General features: G+C 72.2%; 15 protein-coding genes. 9 read left to right on the forward strand and 6 right to left on the reverse strand.

The window, feature by feature from the left end:
• Positions 1–22 precede the first annotated feature (22 nt).
• Together ACN28F_RS26905 and ACN28F_RS26910 are read right to left on the reverse strand one after the other, a co-directional pair.
• A complete protein-coding gene (locus ACN28F_RS26905; protein WP_282228333.1) occupies positions 23–823 on the reverse strand; it encodes an ABC transporter ATP-binding protein in 801 nt (266 codons plus the stop codon).
• On the reverse strand, positions 816–1,721 hold the full coding sequence (locus ACN28F_RS26910; RefSeq protein WP_421360251.1) for an ABC transporter permease: 906 nt from the start codon (positions 1,719–1,721) through the stop codon (positions 816–818). The genes ACN28F_RS26905 and ACN28F_RS26910 overlap by 8 nt, the downstream gene beginning before the upstream one ends.
• Before the next feature lie 185 nt (positions 1,722–1,906).
• On the opposite strand from ACN28F_RS26910, the gene ACN28F_RS26915 reads away from it, so the two are divergent.
• Genes ACN28F_RS26915 through ACN28F_RS26930 form a run of 4 tightly spaced genes read left to right on the forward strand, consistent with a single transcriptional unit; the run spans position 1,907 to position 5,670 of the window.
• Positions 1,907–2,548, forward strand: coding sequence for a TetR/AcrR family transcriptional regulator (locus ACN28F_RS26915; protein WP_421360253.1), 642 nt, complete (start codon positions 1,907–1,909; stop codon positions 2,546–2,548).
• 18 nt (positions 2,549–2,566) lie between these two features.
• Complete coding sequence (locus ACN28F_RS26920) at positions 2,567–3,199, forward strand: nuclear transport factor 2 family protein (RefSeq protein ID WP_421360255.1); 633 nt, start codon at positions 2,567–2,569, stop codon at positions 3,197–3,199.
• 10 nt (positions 3,200–3,209) lie between these two features.
• On the forward strand, positions 3,210–4,616 hold the full coding sequence (locus ACN28F_RS26925) for a class II 3-deoxy-7-phosphoheptulonate synthase (RefSeq protein ID WP_289210628.1): 1,407 nt from the start codon (positions 3,210–3,212) through the stop codon (positions 4,614–4,616).
• 31 nt (positions 4,617–4,647) lie between these two features.
• A complete protein-coding gene (locus ACN28F_RS26930; protein ID WP_421361530.1) occupies positions 4,648–5,670 on the forward strand; it encodes a threonine aldolase family protein in 1,023 nt (340 codons plus the stop codon).
• 16 nt (positions 5,671–5,686) lie between these two features.
• Here the strand turns inward: ACN28F_RS26930 and ACN28F_RS26935 are convergent, their stop codons facing one another.
• Positions 5,687–6,433, reverse strand: coding sequence for a TetR/AcrR family transcriptional regulator (locus ACN28F_RS26935; protein WP_289210629.1), 747 nt, complete (start codon positions 6,431–6,433; stop codon positions 5,687–5,689).
• A 79-nt stretch (positions 6,434–6,512) separates the two neighbouring features.
• Between ACN28F_RS26935 and ACN28F_RS26940 the strand changes: the two genes are divergently transcribed.
• Both ACN28F_RS26940 and ACN28F_RS26945 read left to right on the forward strand, forming a co-directional pair.
• Positions 6,513–7,457 (forward strand): ATP-binding cassette domain-containing protein, encoded by a 945-nt coding sequence (locus tag ACN28F_RS26940; RefSeq protein ID WP_421360257.1) that lies wholly within the window; start codon positions 6,513–6,515, stop codon positions 7,455–7,457.
• Positions 7,454–8,233 carry an ABC transporter permease gene (locus ACN28F_RS26945; protein WP_421360259.1) on the forward strand — a complete coding sequence of 260 codons (780 nt, stop codon included), beginning with the start codon at positions 7,454–7,456 and terminating at the stop codon, positions 8,231–8,233. The genes ACN28F_RS26940 and ACN28F_RS26945 overlap by 4 nt, the downstream gene beginning before the upstream one ends.
• A gap of 31 nt (positions 8,234–8,264) precedes the next feature.
• Here ACN28F_RS26945 and ACN28F_RS26950 read toward each other — a convergent pair whose 3' ends face one another.
• Positions 8,265–9,188, reverse strand: a complete 924-nt coding sequence (locus ACN28F_RS26950; protein ID WP_421361532.1) for a deoxyribonuclease IV — start codon at positions 9,186–9,188, stop codon at positions 8,265–8,267.
• Complete coding sequence (locus ACN28F_RS26955; RefSeq protein WP_421360261.1) at positions 9,188–11,293, reverse strand: protein kinase domain-containing protein; 2,106 nt, start codon at positions 11,291–11,293, stop codon at positions 9,188–9,190. Before ACN28F_RS26955 ends, ACN28F_RS26950 begins: the two co-directional genes overlap by 1 nt.
• 128 nt (positions 11,294–11,421) lie before the next feature.
• On the opposite strand from ACN28F_RS26955, the gene ACN28F_RS26960 reads away from it, so the two are divergent.
• Genes ACN28F_RS26960 through ACN28F_RS26970 form a run of 3 tightly spaced genes read left to right on the forward strand, consistent with a single transcriptional unit; the run spans position 11,422 to position 12,577 of the window.
• On the forward strand, positions 11,422–11,796 hold the full coding sequence (locus ACN28F_RS26960) for an Rv2175c family DNA-binding protein (RefSeq protein ID WP_289210633.1): 375 nt from the start codon (positions 11,422–11,424) through the stop codon (positions 11,794–11,796).
• Positions 11,797–11,801: 5 nt separating this feature from the next.
• Entirely contained in the window at positions 11,802–12,200 is a 399-nt protein-coding gene (locus ACN28F_RS26965) for a lycopene cyclase domain-containing protein (RefSeq protein ID WP_289210634.1), read from the forward strand.
• Entirely contained in the window at positions 12,197–12,577 is a 381-nt protein-coding gene (locus tag ACN28F_RS26970) for a lycopene cyclase domain-containing protein (protein ID WP_289210635.1), read from the forward strand. Before ACN28F_RS26965 ends, ACN28F_RS26970 begins: the two co-directional genes overlap by 4 nt.
• A 40-nt stretch (positions 12,578–12,617) precedes the next feature.
• Here ACN28F_RS26970 and ACN28F_RS26975 read toward each other — a convergent pair whose 3' ends face one another.
• Complete coding sequence (locus ACN28F_RS26975) at positions 12,618–13,700, reverse strand: polyprenyl synthetase family protein (protein WP_289210636.1); 1,083 nt, start codon at positions 13,698–13,700, stop codon at positions 12,618–12,620.
• Between the last annotated feature and the right edge of the window lie 48 nt (positions 13,701–13,748).

Consider the following 13,748-nt stretch of genomic DNA (forward strand, 5'->3'; position numbering starts at 1 on the left):
GTCCTGCGACAGACCGGGCGGCCTACTTGCGGTTGACGTGGTCCTGGTACGCCTTGACCACGTCGGCGCTCGGGCCGTCCATCCGGATCACCCCGGACTCCAGCCAGATGCTGCGCTCGCAGGTGTCCAGGATCGACTTGTTGGAGTGGCTGACCAGGAAGACCGTGCCGGCCTCGGCCCGCAGCTCGCGGACCCGTTCCTCACTGCGCTTCTGGAAGGCGGCGTCACCGGTGGCCAACGCCTCGTCGATCATGAGTACGTCGTGGCTCTTCGCGGCGGCGATGGAGAAGCGCAGCCGGGCGGCCATGCCCGACGAGTAGGTCCGCATCGGCAGCGACGCGAAGTCGTCCCGCTCGTTGATGCCGGAGAAGTCCACGATGCTGTCGTACCTGGCCCGTACCTCGGCCGGGCTCATCCCCATCGCCAGGCAGCCGAGCACCACGTTGCGCTCGCCGGTCAGGTCGTTCATCAGCGCGGCGTTCACCCCGAGCAGCGACGGCTGGCCCTGGGTGTAGACCTTGCCCCGGCGGGGCGGCAGCAGCCCCGCCACCGCCCGCAGCAGGGTCGACTTGCCGGAGCCGTTGCTGCCGATCAGCCCGATCGCCTCACCCCGGTACGCCACGAAGCTCACGCCCCGGATGGCGTGCACCTCGCGTACCGACGGGGCGGGCTGGCGGGTGACGATGCGCCGCAGCGCGGCGACCGGGCTGGTACGTCCGCCGCCACCCGCGGTGACGCGGTAGACGACGTGCAGGTTGTCGACGATCACCGTGGGCACCCGGGTGTCGGTGCCGGGTGCCGGTGCGACCAGCGGTTCAGCCACGGCCGTACTCCTCCTCCGCACGCCAGAAGTAGACGAAGCCGGCGACGATCATCACCAGCGCCCAGGCGGTGGCCGCCGGCCACAGGTAGCCGGGCGCGGTGCCCATCGAGTCCATCAGCGCGTACCGGACGATGTCGATGTAGACCGCCATCGGGTTGAACTGCAGCACCACCGCCACCCAGCCCGGCAGGTCGGCGGTGAAGCGGTCGATGTTGTAGAAGACGCCTGAGGCGTACAGCCAGGTCCGCATCACGAACGGCAGCAGTTGGGACAGGTCGCTGGTGCGCGACGCCCAGCGGGCCACCATCAGGGCGAGCCCGGTGCTGAACAGGATCTGCAGGATCAGGGCCGGGATCAGCAGCAGCCAGCTGAGGTCGATCCACTCGCCGGTGACCAGCATGATCACCACGAGGACGAGCATCGACGGGGCGAGCTGCTGCACCTGGACCAGGACCGAGGTGATCGGCAGGCTGGCCCGGGGGAAGTGCATCGCCCGGATCAGGTTCAGGTTGTCGGCGATCGACCGGGCCGCCGTGCTCACCGTCTGCTGGGTGAAGCTGAAGATGAAGATGCCGGTGCACAGGTAGGCGATGAAGTTGTCGATCCCGTGGTTGGTGCCGAGCAGCACCCCGAAGACCAGGAAGTAGACGCCGGCGTTGGCCAGCGGCGTGATCACCTGCCAGATCTGCCCCAGCCGGGCGTTGGTGTACGTGGCGATCAGCCGGGCGTTGGCGAACGTCCAGATGAAGTGTCGCCGGGACCACACCTGCCTGAGGTAGGTGCCCAGGCCGGGCCGGGCGCCGCTGACAGCCAGCCCGTGCCGCTCGGCCAGTTCGGCGAGCGTCGGCCCGCTCTCCGGTTCCAGCGTCACGGTCGTGCCGCTGGTTGGCTGCTGCATCCCGTCCGTCCTTCCCTCAGCCAGCGCTGCCACTCGCGCACCTCCGACCCCTTCCGTAGCTGCCCGTCCGATTTTTCACCTCGGGCGCCCGGTGGCACGGAACGATACCGTCGCGTCCTGACGGAAACGGTAGGGGAGCCAACGACGATACGCAACCGTATCGTCGTTCGGCTACACTCCGACGGATGCAGGGCGACGGCAAACGCGCACCCGCCGGAGCGGCGGTGCTCCGCGAGGACGTGACACAGGCGATCCGGGCTGCGGTCTTCCAGGAGCTGGCCGCCGTCGGATACGGCCGGATGTCGATCGAGGCGGTGGCCCGCCGGGCCGGCGTCGGCAAGACGGCCGTGTACCGGCGATGGGGTTCCAAACTCGAGATGGTGATCGAGATCATCTCCGAGGTGGCCGTCGGGGTGACCGGGGTGCCCGACACCGGCTCCCTGCGCGGCGACCTCGAAGTGGTGCTCGCCATCGCGGCCCGTGCCCTGCGCCATCCGCTGGCCGGGCAGATCGTGCCCGACCTGCTCGCCGAGGCGGCCCGCAACCCGGCGATCGCGCAGACCCTGCAGACCGCGCTACGCGACAGCCAGCGGGGCATCGGCAGCCTGGTGACCAGTCGCGCGGTGGCCCGGGGGGAGATCCCGGCGGAGACCGACCCCGATCTGCTCGTCGACCTGATGGTCGGTCCGCTCTACTGGCGTCTGGCGGTCGCCCGGACCCCGCTGCCCGCCCGGTACGTCAGCCAGGTCGCCGACGCGGTGGCCGCCGCGCTCACCGTCACCGGGTCGGTGCGGCCCGCCGCCGTAGACTCGTCCCGGCCCGGGTAGTCACAGAGGAGGACGCGGATGCGGTTCCAGACGGTACGGGTGGCGCTGCCGGCGTTCGTCGTACTCGTCCTGCCGATCTCCGGTTGCACCACCGACGCTCCCGCGCCGCAGACCCCCACACCGTCGGCCGCGCAGACGCCGACCGGGCAGGGCGAGTCCGAAGCGGTGGTGCACGCCTACCTGGACGCGATGCGCAGCAAGGACGTCGCTCAGGGCCGGGCCCAGTTCTGCCCCGCCACCCAGCCGATCTTCGAGGCCAGCGCGACCGGGCCTAACGGTGACTTCGCCGAGGAGTTCACCGTGCCGCAGGCGGAGATCGCCGGCACCCGGCAGACCACGGTCGGGTACGAGGTCACCACCCGCGTGACGGTCGTCACCGGCGGCACGACTGTGCCGGTCGAGCTGGTGTTCACCGTCACCCCGGCCGACGACGGCACCTGGTGCATCCACGACGAGACCAGCCGCGCGGCCGACCCCGACGTCCCGCAGACCGGCACCGACGACCCGCCGGTCGACCCCGACGACCCGCCGGTCGACTCTGACGACCCGGCCGACGACGTCGGCACCGTTTTCGACGACGCCGTCGGAGCGCCCCCGGCCGGCGACCTCACCGCCCCGGCCGGCGACCCCGGCGCCCCGACCGCAGACTAGTCTTTGGCGCATGGGCCAACAGTGGCATCAGCTGAGCTACCCGTCGGTCGGGCACCCCAGCCTGCAGACCAGCCGACCCGCCATCGACTCGGTCGAGGACGTGGCGCTCGGCCTGGACCGGTGGCGGGAGCTGCCCCGGGCGCAGACCCCGCCGTGGCCGGACCCGGCCGCGGTCGACGAGGTCTGCCAGGTGCTGGGCAACGTGCCGTCGGTCGTCGCCCCGTACGAGGTCGACCAGTTGCGGCAGCGTCTGGCCCTGGTCTGTGACGGCAAGGCCTTCCTGCTGCAGGGCGGCGACTGCGCCGAGACGTTCAGCGACAACACCGAGAGCCACCTGCTGGCCAACGCCCGGACCATCCTGCAGATGGCGGTGGTGCTCACGTACGGCGCGTCGCTGCCGGTGGTCAAGGTGGCCCGGGTGGCCGGCCAGTACACCAAGCCGCGTTCGGCGCCGACGGACGCGCTCGGGCTGCCGGCGTACCGCGGCGACATGATCAACTCGCTGGAGACGACGCCGCAGGCCCGGGTCGCCGACCCGCAGCGGATGATCCGGGCGTACGCCAACTCGGCCGCCGCGATGAACATGCTCCGCGCGTACCTCGCCGGCGGGCTGGCCGACCTGCACGCCGTGCACGACTGGAACAAGGGGTTCGTCAAGCGGTCCCCGGCGGGGGAGCGCTACGAGGCGATCGCCCGGGAGATCGACCGGGCGTTGGCGTTCATCCGGGCCTGTGGGATGACCGACGACGAGGCGCTGCGCACTGTCACGCTCTACTGTTCGCACGAGGCCCTGGCCCTGGAGTACGACCGCGCCCTGACCCGCATCTCCGACGACCGCGCCTACGGCCTGTCCGGGCACTTCCTCTGGGTCGGCGAGCGGACCCGGCAGATCGACGGCGCGCACATCGACTTCATTTCCCGCATCGCCAACCCGATCGGCGTCAAACTCGGCCCGGGGACCAGCCCGGAGCAGGCACTCGAGCTCTGCGAGAAGCTCAACCCCGACAACGTCCCCGGCCGGCTCACGCTGATCAGCCGGATGGGCAACCACAAGGTCCGTGACGCTCTGCCACCCATCGTGGAGAAGGTCACCGCCGCCGGTGCCCGGGTGGTGTGGCAGTGCGACCCGATGCACGGCAACACCCACGAGTCGTCCAACGGTTACAAGACCCGCCACTTCGACCGCATCGTCGACGAGGTGCTCGGCTACTTCGAGGTGCACCGGGGCCTGCAGACCCACCCCGGCGGCCTGCACGTCGAGTTGACCGGCGAGGACGTCACCGAATGCCTCGGCGGTGCCCAGGCGATCGAGGACATCCACCTGCCCGACCGGTACGAGACCGCGTGCGACCCGCGGCTGAACACCCAGCAGTCCCTCGAGCTGGCCTTCCTGGTCGCGGAGATGCTGCGTGGCTGACCCGGCCCGACCCGGTCCGTCGGCGGGAACCGTGGTGGACCTGCGGTCGGACACGGTCACCCGGCCGACACCGGGGATGCGCGCGGCGATGGCCGCCGCCGAGGTCGGCGACGACGTGTACGGCGAGGACCCGACGGTCAACGCGCTGGAGGCACAGGTCGCGTCGATGCTCGGGCACGAGGCCGGGCTGTTCGCCCCGACCGGTTCGATGGCCAACCAGCTCGCCCTGCAGACCCTGGTGCCGCCCGGCGGGGAACTGCTCTGCGACGCCGACGCCCACGTGGTCACCTACGAGGTCGGTGCGGCGGCGGCGTACGGCGGGATCTCCTCGCGGACCTGGCCCGCCGCCGGCGGTGCGCCGGACCCGGACCTGGTCGCGGCGATGCTGCGGCCGGCCGGGTACGGGGCGGTGCCGACCCGGGCGGTCGCCGTCGAGCAGACCCACAACCGCTCCGGCGGGCAGATCATCGGTACGCCGGTGCTGCGTCGCCTCCGCGAGCTGACCGCCACGGCCGGGGTGGCGCTGCACTGCGACGGGGCGCGGATCTGGCACGCCCACGTCGCCGACGGCGTGCCGTTGGCCAGCTACGGTGCGCTGTTCGACACCGTGTCGGTGTGCCTGTCCAAGGGACTCGGCGCACCGGTGGGCTCGGTGCTGGTCGGCAGCGCCGAGCGGGTCGCCGCCGCCCGGCAGCTGCGCAAGCGGATGGGCGGCGGGATGCGGCAGGCGGGGGTGCTCGCCGCCGCCGGGCGGTACGCGCTGGCGCACCACGTGCAGCGGCTGGCCGACGACCACGCGCGGGCCGCCCGGCTGGCACAGACGTTGGCGCCGTACGGCGTCGTCGACCCGGAGCAGGTCCGCAGCAACATCGTCGCGCTGGACCTGAGTGCGACGGCGCTGGGTGGGCCGGCGCTGGCCGAGGCGGCCGGTGCCGAGGGAGTGCTGGTCTCGGTGGTCGGGCCGGACACCGCCCGGCTGGTCACCCACCTGGACGTCGACGACGACGCGGTGGACCGGGCGGTCGCCGTCCTCACCGGCATTCTGCGGCGCTAGCGCTGGTCCTACCGCGTCAGCGTTCCAGTAGGCGCTCCAGGCCGTCGACGATCCGGTCCAGGCCGAAGCGGAAGGACCGCTGCGGGTCGCCGATGGAGCTGTACTCCTGGCCGGCGGCGGTGCCGACCCGTGACGAGATCGGGTACGCGCCCGGCGGCATCACCCGCTCCAGAACCGGTGCGTTGATCTCCCACCACTGGGCGTCGGTCATCGCCGACCGGTCGACGGCCTGACGCGCCTCGATGGACGCCTTGGCGGCGCTGGCGGTGAACCCGCTGATCAACGTGACGATCTGGTCCATCTCCAGGTCGGTGAAGCCGGCGCCCTCGACGGCGGTGAGCTGCCACTCGTAGCGGTCCGACCCGTTCGGTCCGATCCACGGCCGGCTGTTGTCGACCTGCAGCAGCCACGGGTGCCGGTGTGCCTCGTCCCACTGGTGCCGGGCGACGGTGTGCAGCCGTTGCCGCAGGTCACCGGTGAGTGCCGGCAGTTCCCGTTCGCCCAGCACCTCGTCGACCATCAGGCCGATCAGCTCGGAGCGGCCCGGCACGTAGGTGTAGAGCGACATCAGCTTCAGCCCGAGCCGGTCGGCGACCTTGCGCAGTGCGAATGCGGCCAGGCCGGCCTCGTCGGCGACCGCGATCGCCGCCGTCACCACGTCGTCCACGCTGACCCGCTGCTTCGGCCCCCGCGAGCCCTGCGGGGTGCCGAGAGTACGGCGCCAGAGCAGCGTCAGCGTGCGGTCGACGTCCTGATCAGCCATGTGCGCAGGATACGCCGTGTGGTGTACGGTGTTGCAGCGGTATATTCCGTAACCAATACGGAGTTAGGAGCGAGTGGCGATGGAACACGCCCTGACAGCCCACGGCCTGCGCAAGCGGTACGGCGACCGGGCCGCGCTCGACGGCATCGACCTGCAGGTCCCGGCCGGCACCATCCACGGCCTGCTCGGCCCCAACGGTGCCGGCAGGAGCACTGCGGTCAGGGCGCTGGCCACCCTGATCGACGTGGACGCCGGTGACGTACGGGTGGCCGGACTCGACGTCCGGACCCAGGCCCGGCAGGTGCGGAAACGGATCGGAGTGGTGGGTCAGCACGCCGCCGTCGACGAGATCCTCGGCGGCCGGCAGAACCTGGTCATGTTCGGCCGGCTGTACGGCCTGACCGCCGCCGACGCCCGGCGGCGGGCCGACGCGCTGCTCGACCAGTTCGACCTCACCGACGCCGCCGACCGGGCGGTCGCCACCTACTCCGGCGGGATGCGCCGCCGGTTGGACATCGCGGCCGGGATGATCGTGCGGCCCGCCGTACTGTTTCTCGACGAACCGACCACCGGGCTGGACCCCCGGGCCCGCGCCGAGGTCTGGCGCGGCGTCCGCGAAGTCGCGCAGCAGGGCACCACCGTGCTGCTGACCACCCAGTACCTCGACGAGGCGGACCAGCTCGCCACCGACATCACCGTGCTGCACCACGGTCGGGTCGCCGCCAGCGGTACCCCGGACACGTTGAAGCGCCGCATCGGCGGCGACCGGGTCAGCCTCACCCTGGCCGCCGGCGAACCGCTGGAGCCACTCGCCGATCGACTGTCCCGCGCGGTCGGCGCGCCCGCGACCGTCGACGCCGACGCCCGCCGGGTGACCGTCGAGGTCGACGCCGCCGTCACCGCGCTGGCCGCCGTCGTGCGCACCCTCGACGACCTCGGAATCACCCCGGAGGACCTGCAACTGCGCCGCCCGACCCTCGACGAGGTGTTCCTCGCGCTGACCGACAAGGAGGCCGGCCGGTGACCACCCTGCGCGCCGGATGGATCATCACTCAACGGGACCTGGCCCACTGGGTACGCCAACCGTGGACCCCGATCTTCAACCTGCTCTTCACGATCATGCTGCTGCTGATCTTCGGATTCCTGTTCGGCGGCGCCATCACCGTCCCCGGCGGCGGCGACTACCTGGCCTTCCTGCTCCCCGGGATGCTAGCCCTGACCATGATGTTCGGCGTCGAGGCGACCAGCATCGCGATGGCCCAGGACGCCCGCAAGGGGATCACCGACCGGTTCCGCTCGATGCCGATCGGTGGCGCGGCGGTCTCGCTCGGCCGGGTCGGTGCCGACATGGCCGCCTCGGCGGTCGAACTGCTCGTGCTGATCACCGGCGGGCTGGCCGTCGGTTGGCGCATCGACGCCGGCCCGGCGTCGGTCGCCCTGGCCGTCGGGCTGCTGCTGTGGCTGCGGTTCGCCGTGCTGTGGCTGGGCATCTACCTCGGCCTGCTGCTACGCGGCGAGGGCGCGACAATGGCCGTGCAGGTGCTGGTCTGGCCGGTCGGTTTCCTCTCCACCGCGATCGTGTCCGCCGAGACGATGCCCGGCTGGCTCGGCGCGATCGCCGCCTGGAATCCGCTGTCGGCCACCGCCACCGCCGTCCGCCAACTGTTCGGCAATCCGACGGGCGTCACCGACGGCCCGCTCGCCGACGGCGCGGTGTGGCTCGCCATCGGCTGGCCACTGCTGATCACCGCGATCTTCGCTCCGCTCGCCGGGCGGGCCTACCGCGGGCTCCGTACCTGATCCGCCGGGCGTTCGGTACCTGAGCTCCAGGTCAGTGCGTCGATGACGGGTGGCGGACGGTCGCCAGAGCGGCCGGGTCGTCCGCCAGCCGTCGCAGCGTGGCGATGTCGGCGGCGTGCCCGAGGTGCTTGTCGCTCGGGGTCTCCGCCACCACCGGCACCCCGGCCGTGGCCGGATGCCGCATCAGTTCGGCGAACGCCGCCTCACCGATCATGCCCTTGCCGATCGTCTCGTGCCGGTCCCGGGTGGATCCGCAACCGTCACGGGAGTCGTTGGCGTGCACCAGCCGCAGCCGGTCCGCGCCGACCGCAGCGACGAGCGCGTCCACCGTCGCCGTCATGCCACCCGGTGCGGCCACGTCGTGCCCGGCCGCCCAGGCGTGGCAGGTGTCGAAGCAGACCCCCATCCGGGGATGCCAGTCCACCGCGGCCAGGTACGGCTGCAGATGCTCGACCCGCGACGCCAACGAACGGCCGCCGCCGGCGCTCGGCTCCACCAGCAGCATCGGCTCACCGGCGGCCTCGGCGGCGTCCAGCAACGGCAGCAGCGCCGCACGTACCTGACGCATCGCGGTGTCGGCGTACCCGTCGTCGACGGCGCTGCCGGCGTGGAAGACGACCGCTTCGGCGCCGATCGCGCGACCCCGGCGCAGCGCGTGCGCCAGGGTCGCGGTGGAGCGTTCGACGGTGGCGGCGGTCGGCGAGCCGAGATTCACCAGCAACGAGGCGTGGATGTACGCGCGCAGCCCGCGCTCGGCGCAGCCGTCCCGGAACGCCGCGTCCTGCGCCGGGTCACCGTCGGGCATCGCCCAGCCGCGCGAGTTGCCGACGTAGACCTGCACCACCTCGGATCCGGCGGCGTCGGCGTAGGGCAGCGCGGCGCGCGCCAGCCCGCCCGAGGTCGGCGTGTGCGACCCGACCCACCGGTGACCGTCGGCGCCGTGCCCCGGCCGCACTACAGACACCCGATCACGACCTCGGTGCCCGGCGGCACCTGGGAGTTCTCACCCGGGCTCTGATAGCGGACCGTACCGTTGGGGTTGAAGTCGACCCGGACCGTGAAGCCCAGACCCTGCAGTTCGGCCTGCGCCTCCGGACACGGACGGTCGATCATCCGTGGCACCGTGACAGCGGGCGGACCCTCACTCACCCGCAGCTTGATCTCCGCGCCTTCCTCCACCCCGGCACCGTCCGCCGGCTCCTGCCCGATCACCTGGTCCTTCGGCTTGTCCGACTCCTCCGAGGCGACCAACGGCTCCAGCTTGAGATCCTCCAGGACCCGCCGCGCCTCGTTGACGTCGAGCCCGACCACGTTCGGCACGGTGATCGGCGCCCGACCCTTGCTGACCGTCACCGTCACCACGTCGCCGGCGGTGACCTCGGCGCCGACCGGCGGATCGACGGCGATCACCCTGCCGGCGGGCAGGTTGTCGTCGTACCGGTCGGGGCCCTGCTCCAGCACGAGCAGTGCCTTCTCCAGGTCGACCCGGGCCAGGTCGAGGGTCTTGCCGACCACGTCGGGCACCTGGTAGCGCTCCGGGCCGAGGGAGAGGGTGAGCACGATCTCGCCGCCACGTACGACCCGGCCGTTGCCCGGCGGATCCTGGGCGAGCACCAGATCGCGGGCCACCGTGTCGTCGTGGCGCGGGTCGGTGAACCGGACGGTCAGGCCCCGCTCGTTGGCCAGTGCCTGCGCCTGCGCCCGGTCGAGGCTGACCAGCTCGGGCGCGGCCGTGTACCGGCCGGCCCCGAACCACCAACCGCCGATGCCCACCAGCAGGACCAGCACCACCACGCCGGCGATCACCGCCAGCCGGTTCTGTGGGTCCCGCAGCCACCCGCCGCGTCCGGCGCCGGCACCGGCGTCACCGCTGCGGTACGTGCCGGCACCGGCGTCACCGCTGCGGTACGTGCCGGCACCGGCGTCACCGCTGCGGTAGGTGCCGGGGGTGTAGCTGTCGCCGGCGACCGCCGCCATCGGCGGTCCACCGGCCGCCGTCGACCGGACCACGGTGCTGGCCGAGGACCGGCGGCGTTGCCCTGGCCGGTCGCGCTTCTCCTTGGGCTCGGGCAGCCGGGCCCATGCCGGCCGGTCGGCCGGCTGCACGGGGCTGATCGCCATCGTGGGCTGGGCCACGTGGCGCAGCACCGCGGTGTTGGCGCTGGCGTTGCCGAGATCGTCGCGGACCGCCTGCACCTGGGTCAGCAACGCCCCGGCGTCGGTCGGTCGCTGCCCCGGGTCCCGGCGGGTGGCCCGCACGACCAGGTCGTCGACCATCGCGGGAATCCCGGGCACCGTCTGCGACGGCGGCGGTACGTCCTGGTCGACGTGCTGCCAGGCCACCACGGCCGGCTGGTCGCCGTCGTACGGGACCCGGCCGGTGAGCATCTCGAACAGCACGATCCCGGCCGAGTAGACATCGGTACGCGGATCCGCCCGACCCTCGGTGACCAGCTCCGGTGCCACGTACGCCACCGTCGCCATCAGCTGCCCGGCGCCCGCCTCGGAACTGGCCTCCACCGCCTGGGCCAGGCCGAAGTCGGCGACCTTGACCACGCTGTCGATCAGGTTGCCCGCGCCACCGGTCGGTGCCTCGGCGACCAGTACGTTCTCCGGTTTGACGTCGCGGTGCACCAGGCCGGCCCGGTGCGCGGCACCGATGGCCGCCAGCATCTGGTCGAGGATGGCCAGCGCCTCACCCGGGTTGAGCCGGCGACGTTCCGCCAGCACGTCACGCAGTGTCCGGCCCCGGACGTACTCCATCACCAGGTACGGCAGCCCCTCGTGCACGCCCTGGTCGTAGACGGCGACGACATTGGGGTGGGTGAGCCGGGCGATGGTCTTCGCCTCGTCGGTGAACCGGTCGAGGAAACCCGTGTCGCGGCTGCGGACCTCATCGAGCTGCGTCGAATGGATGATCTTCAGTGCGACGGTACGTTCGAGCCGTTCGTCCGTGGCGGTGTACACGGTCGCCATGCCGCCCCGGGCCACGAGGGCACGGATGCGGTAGCGCCCGCCTATCAACGAGCCCATCAGCGAATCGGCGACCTGTGTGTCCATCGGCAGGCAGTCTATGCGGCCGGGGGGTGGCGGCAGAACACTGATCGACCCGGGCGGACCGAACCGGGCCAAACCGTTACCTGCGGGGTACGTGGTGGCGTGCGTGTGCTGCGTGGCAGGGTAGTCATGTGACAGATCCCGCCACCGCCGCGTCCGCGACACCGACCCCCGGCGGTCCCACCGACTGGCTCACCTTGCCCGAGGTCGCCGAGCGGCTGGAGGTGACGATCAGCAAGGTCCATCAGATGATCCGGGACCGGGAGCTGCTGGCGGTACGCCGCGAAGGTGTCCGCCGGGTGCCGGCCGAACTGGTCGCCAACCGCACCGTCCGCAAGCACCTGCCCGGGGTGCTGACCGTGCTGCACGACGCCGGATTCTCCGACGAGGAGACCCTCGATTGGCTGTACCGCCCCGACGACACGCTGCCCGGCATCCCGGCGGCGGCGCTCGGCGGTGACCGGGCCCGCGAAGTGAAACGCCGGGCCCAGGCCGAAGGTTTCTGACGTCGATGGCCCGGCTCAGCTACCTGGCGGTGCTCGCCGGCTGCCTGCTCGCCGCGCTCTGGCTGGAACCGATCCTGCGGGTCAACGTACTGCGGCGGTGGCGCCGGCTGCTGCTGACCCTGCTGCCGGTGATCGTGGTCTTCGTCGCGTGGGACATCGCGGCGATCGCCGCCGGTCACTGGGACTTCGACCCGGCGCAGACCACCGGGATCCTGCTGCCCGGCCGGCTGCCCCTGGACGAGCTGCTGTTCTTCGTGGTCGTGCCGATCTGCACCGTGCTCGGATTCGAGGCGGTCCGGGCGGTGCGTACCCCGCCGGGCCGGCCCCGCCGGCCGGACGACCGGTGGTCGGCCGGCGACGAGGTCAGTGACGAGGCCCGCGAGCAGCGGCCGGTCACCCGATGAGCTACACCCTGGCGGCTGTGACCGGCGTACTGGCCGCCGTGCTGGTCGACCTGCTGGTGCTGCGGACCCGGCTGGTGCTGCGGGCGGTCTTCTGGGCGACCTACCCGATCATCGTCGGCTTCCAGCTGCTGTCCAACGGCATCCTGACCGGCCGCGAGATCGTCACCTACGACCCCGGGGCGATCATCGGCCTGCGGATCGCGTACGCGCCGGTGGAGGACCTGCTCTTCGGCTTCGCCATGGTGCTGTTCACCCTGTCGACGTGGGTGTGGCTCGGGCGTCGCGGGGTGGGGCGCACCCCGGCCGCCGGCACCGGCGACTGGCTGCTGACCTGGTTGCGCCAGCGCCGCCCGCCGACACAGCCGCCCGCCGGCTGACCGTCCACCGGCTGACCGCTCAGCGGTCGGTCGCGTGCCGTCAGCCGGTGCGGCTGGTCGCGGCGACCGCCAGGTCGACCAGTACCTGCCGCGCCTGTGGCTCGACGGCTGCCGGCTCCAGCGCCGCCAACGCCCGCGCGGTCAGCTCGGTGATGCGCGCCTCGGTGACCGCCAACGCGCCGCTGGCGACGATCAGCTCCCGCAACTGGTCGATGCCGTCGGGGGCCAGCGCCGGGTCGCCGAGCCGGGCGTCGAGCAGCTCCCGGCCCGCCGGCCCACTTGCCTGGTACGCCGAGGCCACCAGGAAGGTCCGCTTGCCCTCCCGCAGATCGTCACCGGCCGGTTTGCCGGTCCGGTCCGGGTCACCGAAGACCCCGAGCACGTCGTCGCGCAGCTGGAACGCCTCACCCAGCGGCAGGCCGTACGCCGAGTAGACCGCCGCCAGCGACGGTGGCGCGTCGGCCAGCGCCGCGCCGAGCAGCAGTGGTCGTTCGACCGTGTACTTCGCCGACTTGAGCTGGGCGATCTGGGTGGCCCGGCGCACCGAGGTGTCCCCGGTGAACTGGGTCACCACGTCCAGGTACTGCCCGACGGTGACCTCGGTACGCATCTCGTCGAAGACCGGCCGGGCCCGCCGCAGCATCGCGGCGGTCAACCCGCAGCCGTGCAGCAGCTCGTCCGACCACACCAGGCACAGGTCACCGAGCAGCACCGCCGCCGACGCGCCGAAGCCGTCCGCCGGGCCGCGCCAGCCGTGCCGGCGGTGCGCCGCGGCGAACCGTCGGTGCACCGACGGCTCGCCCCGACGGGTGTCCGAGCCGTCCATCAGATCGTCGTGGATCAGCGCGCTGGCCTGCACGAACTCCAACGCCGCCAGGGCGGTGACCACCTGTGCCGAGTCGGCGCCGCCCGCGCCCCGGTAGCCCCAGTAGCCGAACGCCGGCCGCAGCCGCTTGCCGCCACCGAGCACGAAGTCCTCGATCGCGTCGGCCACCGGGATCAAGGCCTCGTCGACGTCGCGCAACCAGCGCCGCCGCTCGCGCAGGAAGTCGGCCAGCGCGCGGTCGACCCGCTGACGCAGGTCGGCCCGGTCGGTCGGCGCGACCGCGATGCTCTCTGTCACGCCCTGACGCTATCGGCTGGCCGGTACGCATCTCACCCGCCACCCGGT

Origin of the sequence: Solwaraspora sp. WMMA2101 (assembly GCF_049179175.1) — a bacterium.
In the GTDB taxonomy this organism is placed as follows: domain Bacteria; phylum Actinomycetota; class Actinomycetes; order Mycobacteriales; family Micromonosporaceae; genus Micromonospora_E.

What these genes read in the sequence shown, in the direction of transcription:
- ACN28F_RS26955 (WP_421360261.1), bottom strand. Translation starts at nt 11,293, where the DNA reads ATGGACACACAGGTCGCCGATTCGCTGATGGGCTCGTTGATAGGCGGG.
- ACN28F_RS26915 (WP_421360253.1), top strand. Translation starts at nt 1,907, where the DNA reads ATGCAGGGCGACGGCAAACGCGCACCCGCCGGAGCGGCGGTGCTCCGC.
- ACN28F_RS26925 (WP_289210628.1), top strand. Translation starts at nt 3,210, where the DNA reads ATGGGCCAACAGTGGCATCAGCTGAGCTACCCGTCGGTCGGGCACCCC.
- ACN28F_RS26970 (WP_289210635.1), top strand. Translation starts at nt 12,197, where the DNA reads ATGAGCTACACCCTGGCGGCTGTGACCGGCGTACTGGCCGCCGTGCTG.
- ACN28F_RS26935 (WP_289210629.1), bottom strand. Translation starts at nt 6,433, where the DNA reads ATGGCTGATCAGGACGTCGACCGCACGCTGACGCTGCTCTGGCGCCGT.
- ACN28F_RS26910 (WP_421360251.1), bottom strand. Translation starts at nt 1,721, where the DNA reads ATGCAGCAGCCAACCAGCGGCACGACCGTGACGCTGGAACCGGAGAGC.
- ACN28F_RS26965 (WP_289210634.1), top strand. Translation starts at nt 11,802, where the DNA reads ATGGCCCGGCTCAGCTACCTGGCGGTGCTCGCCGGCTGCCTGCTCGCC.
- ACN28F_RS26940 (WP_421360257.1), top strand. Translation starts at nt 6,513, where the DNA reads ATGGAACACGCCCTGACAGCCCACGGCCTGCGCAAGCGGTACGGCGAC.
- ACN28F_RS26920 (WP_421360255.1), top strand. Translation starts at nt 2,567, where the DNA reads ATGCGGTTCCAGACGGTACGGGTGGCGCTGCCGGCGTTCGTCGTACTC.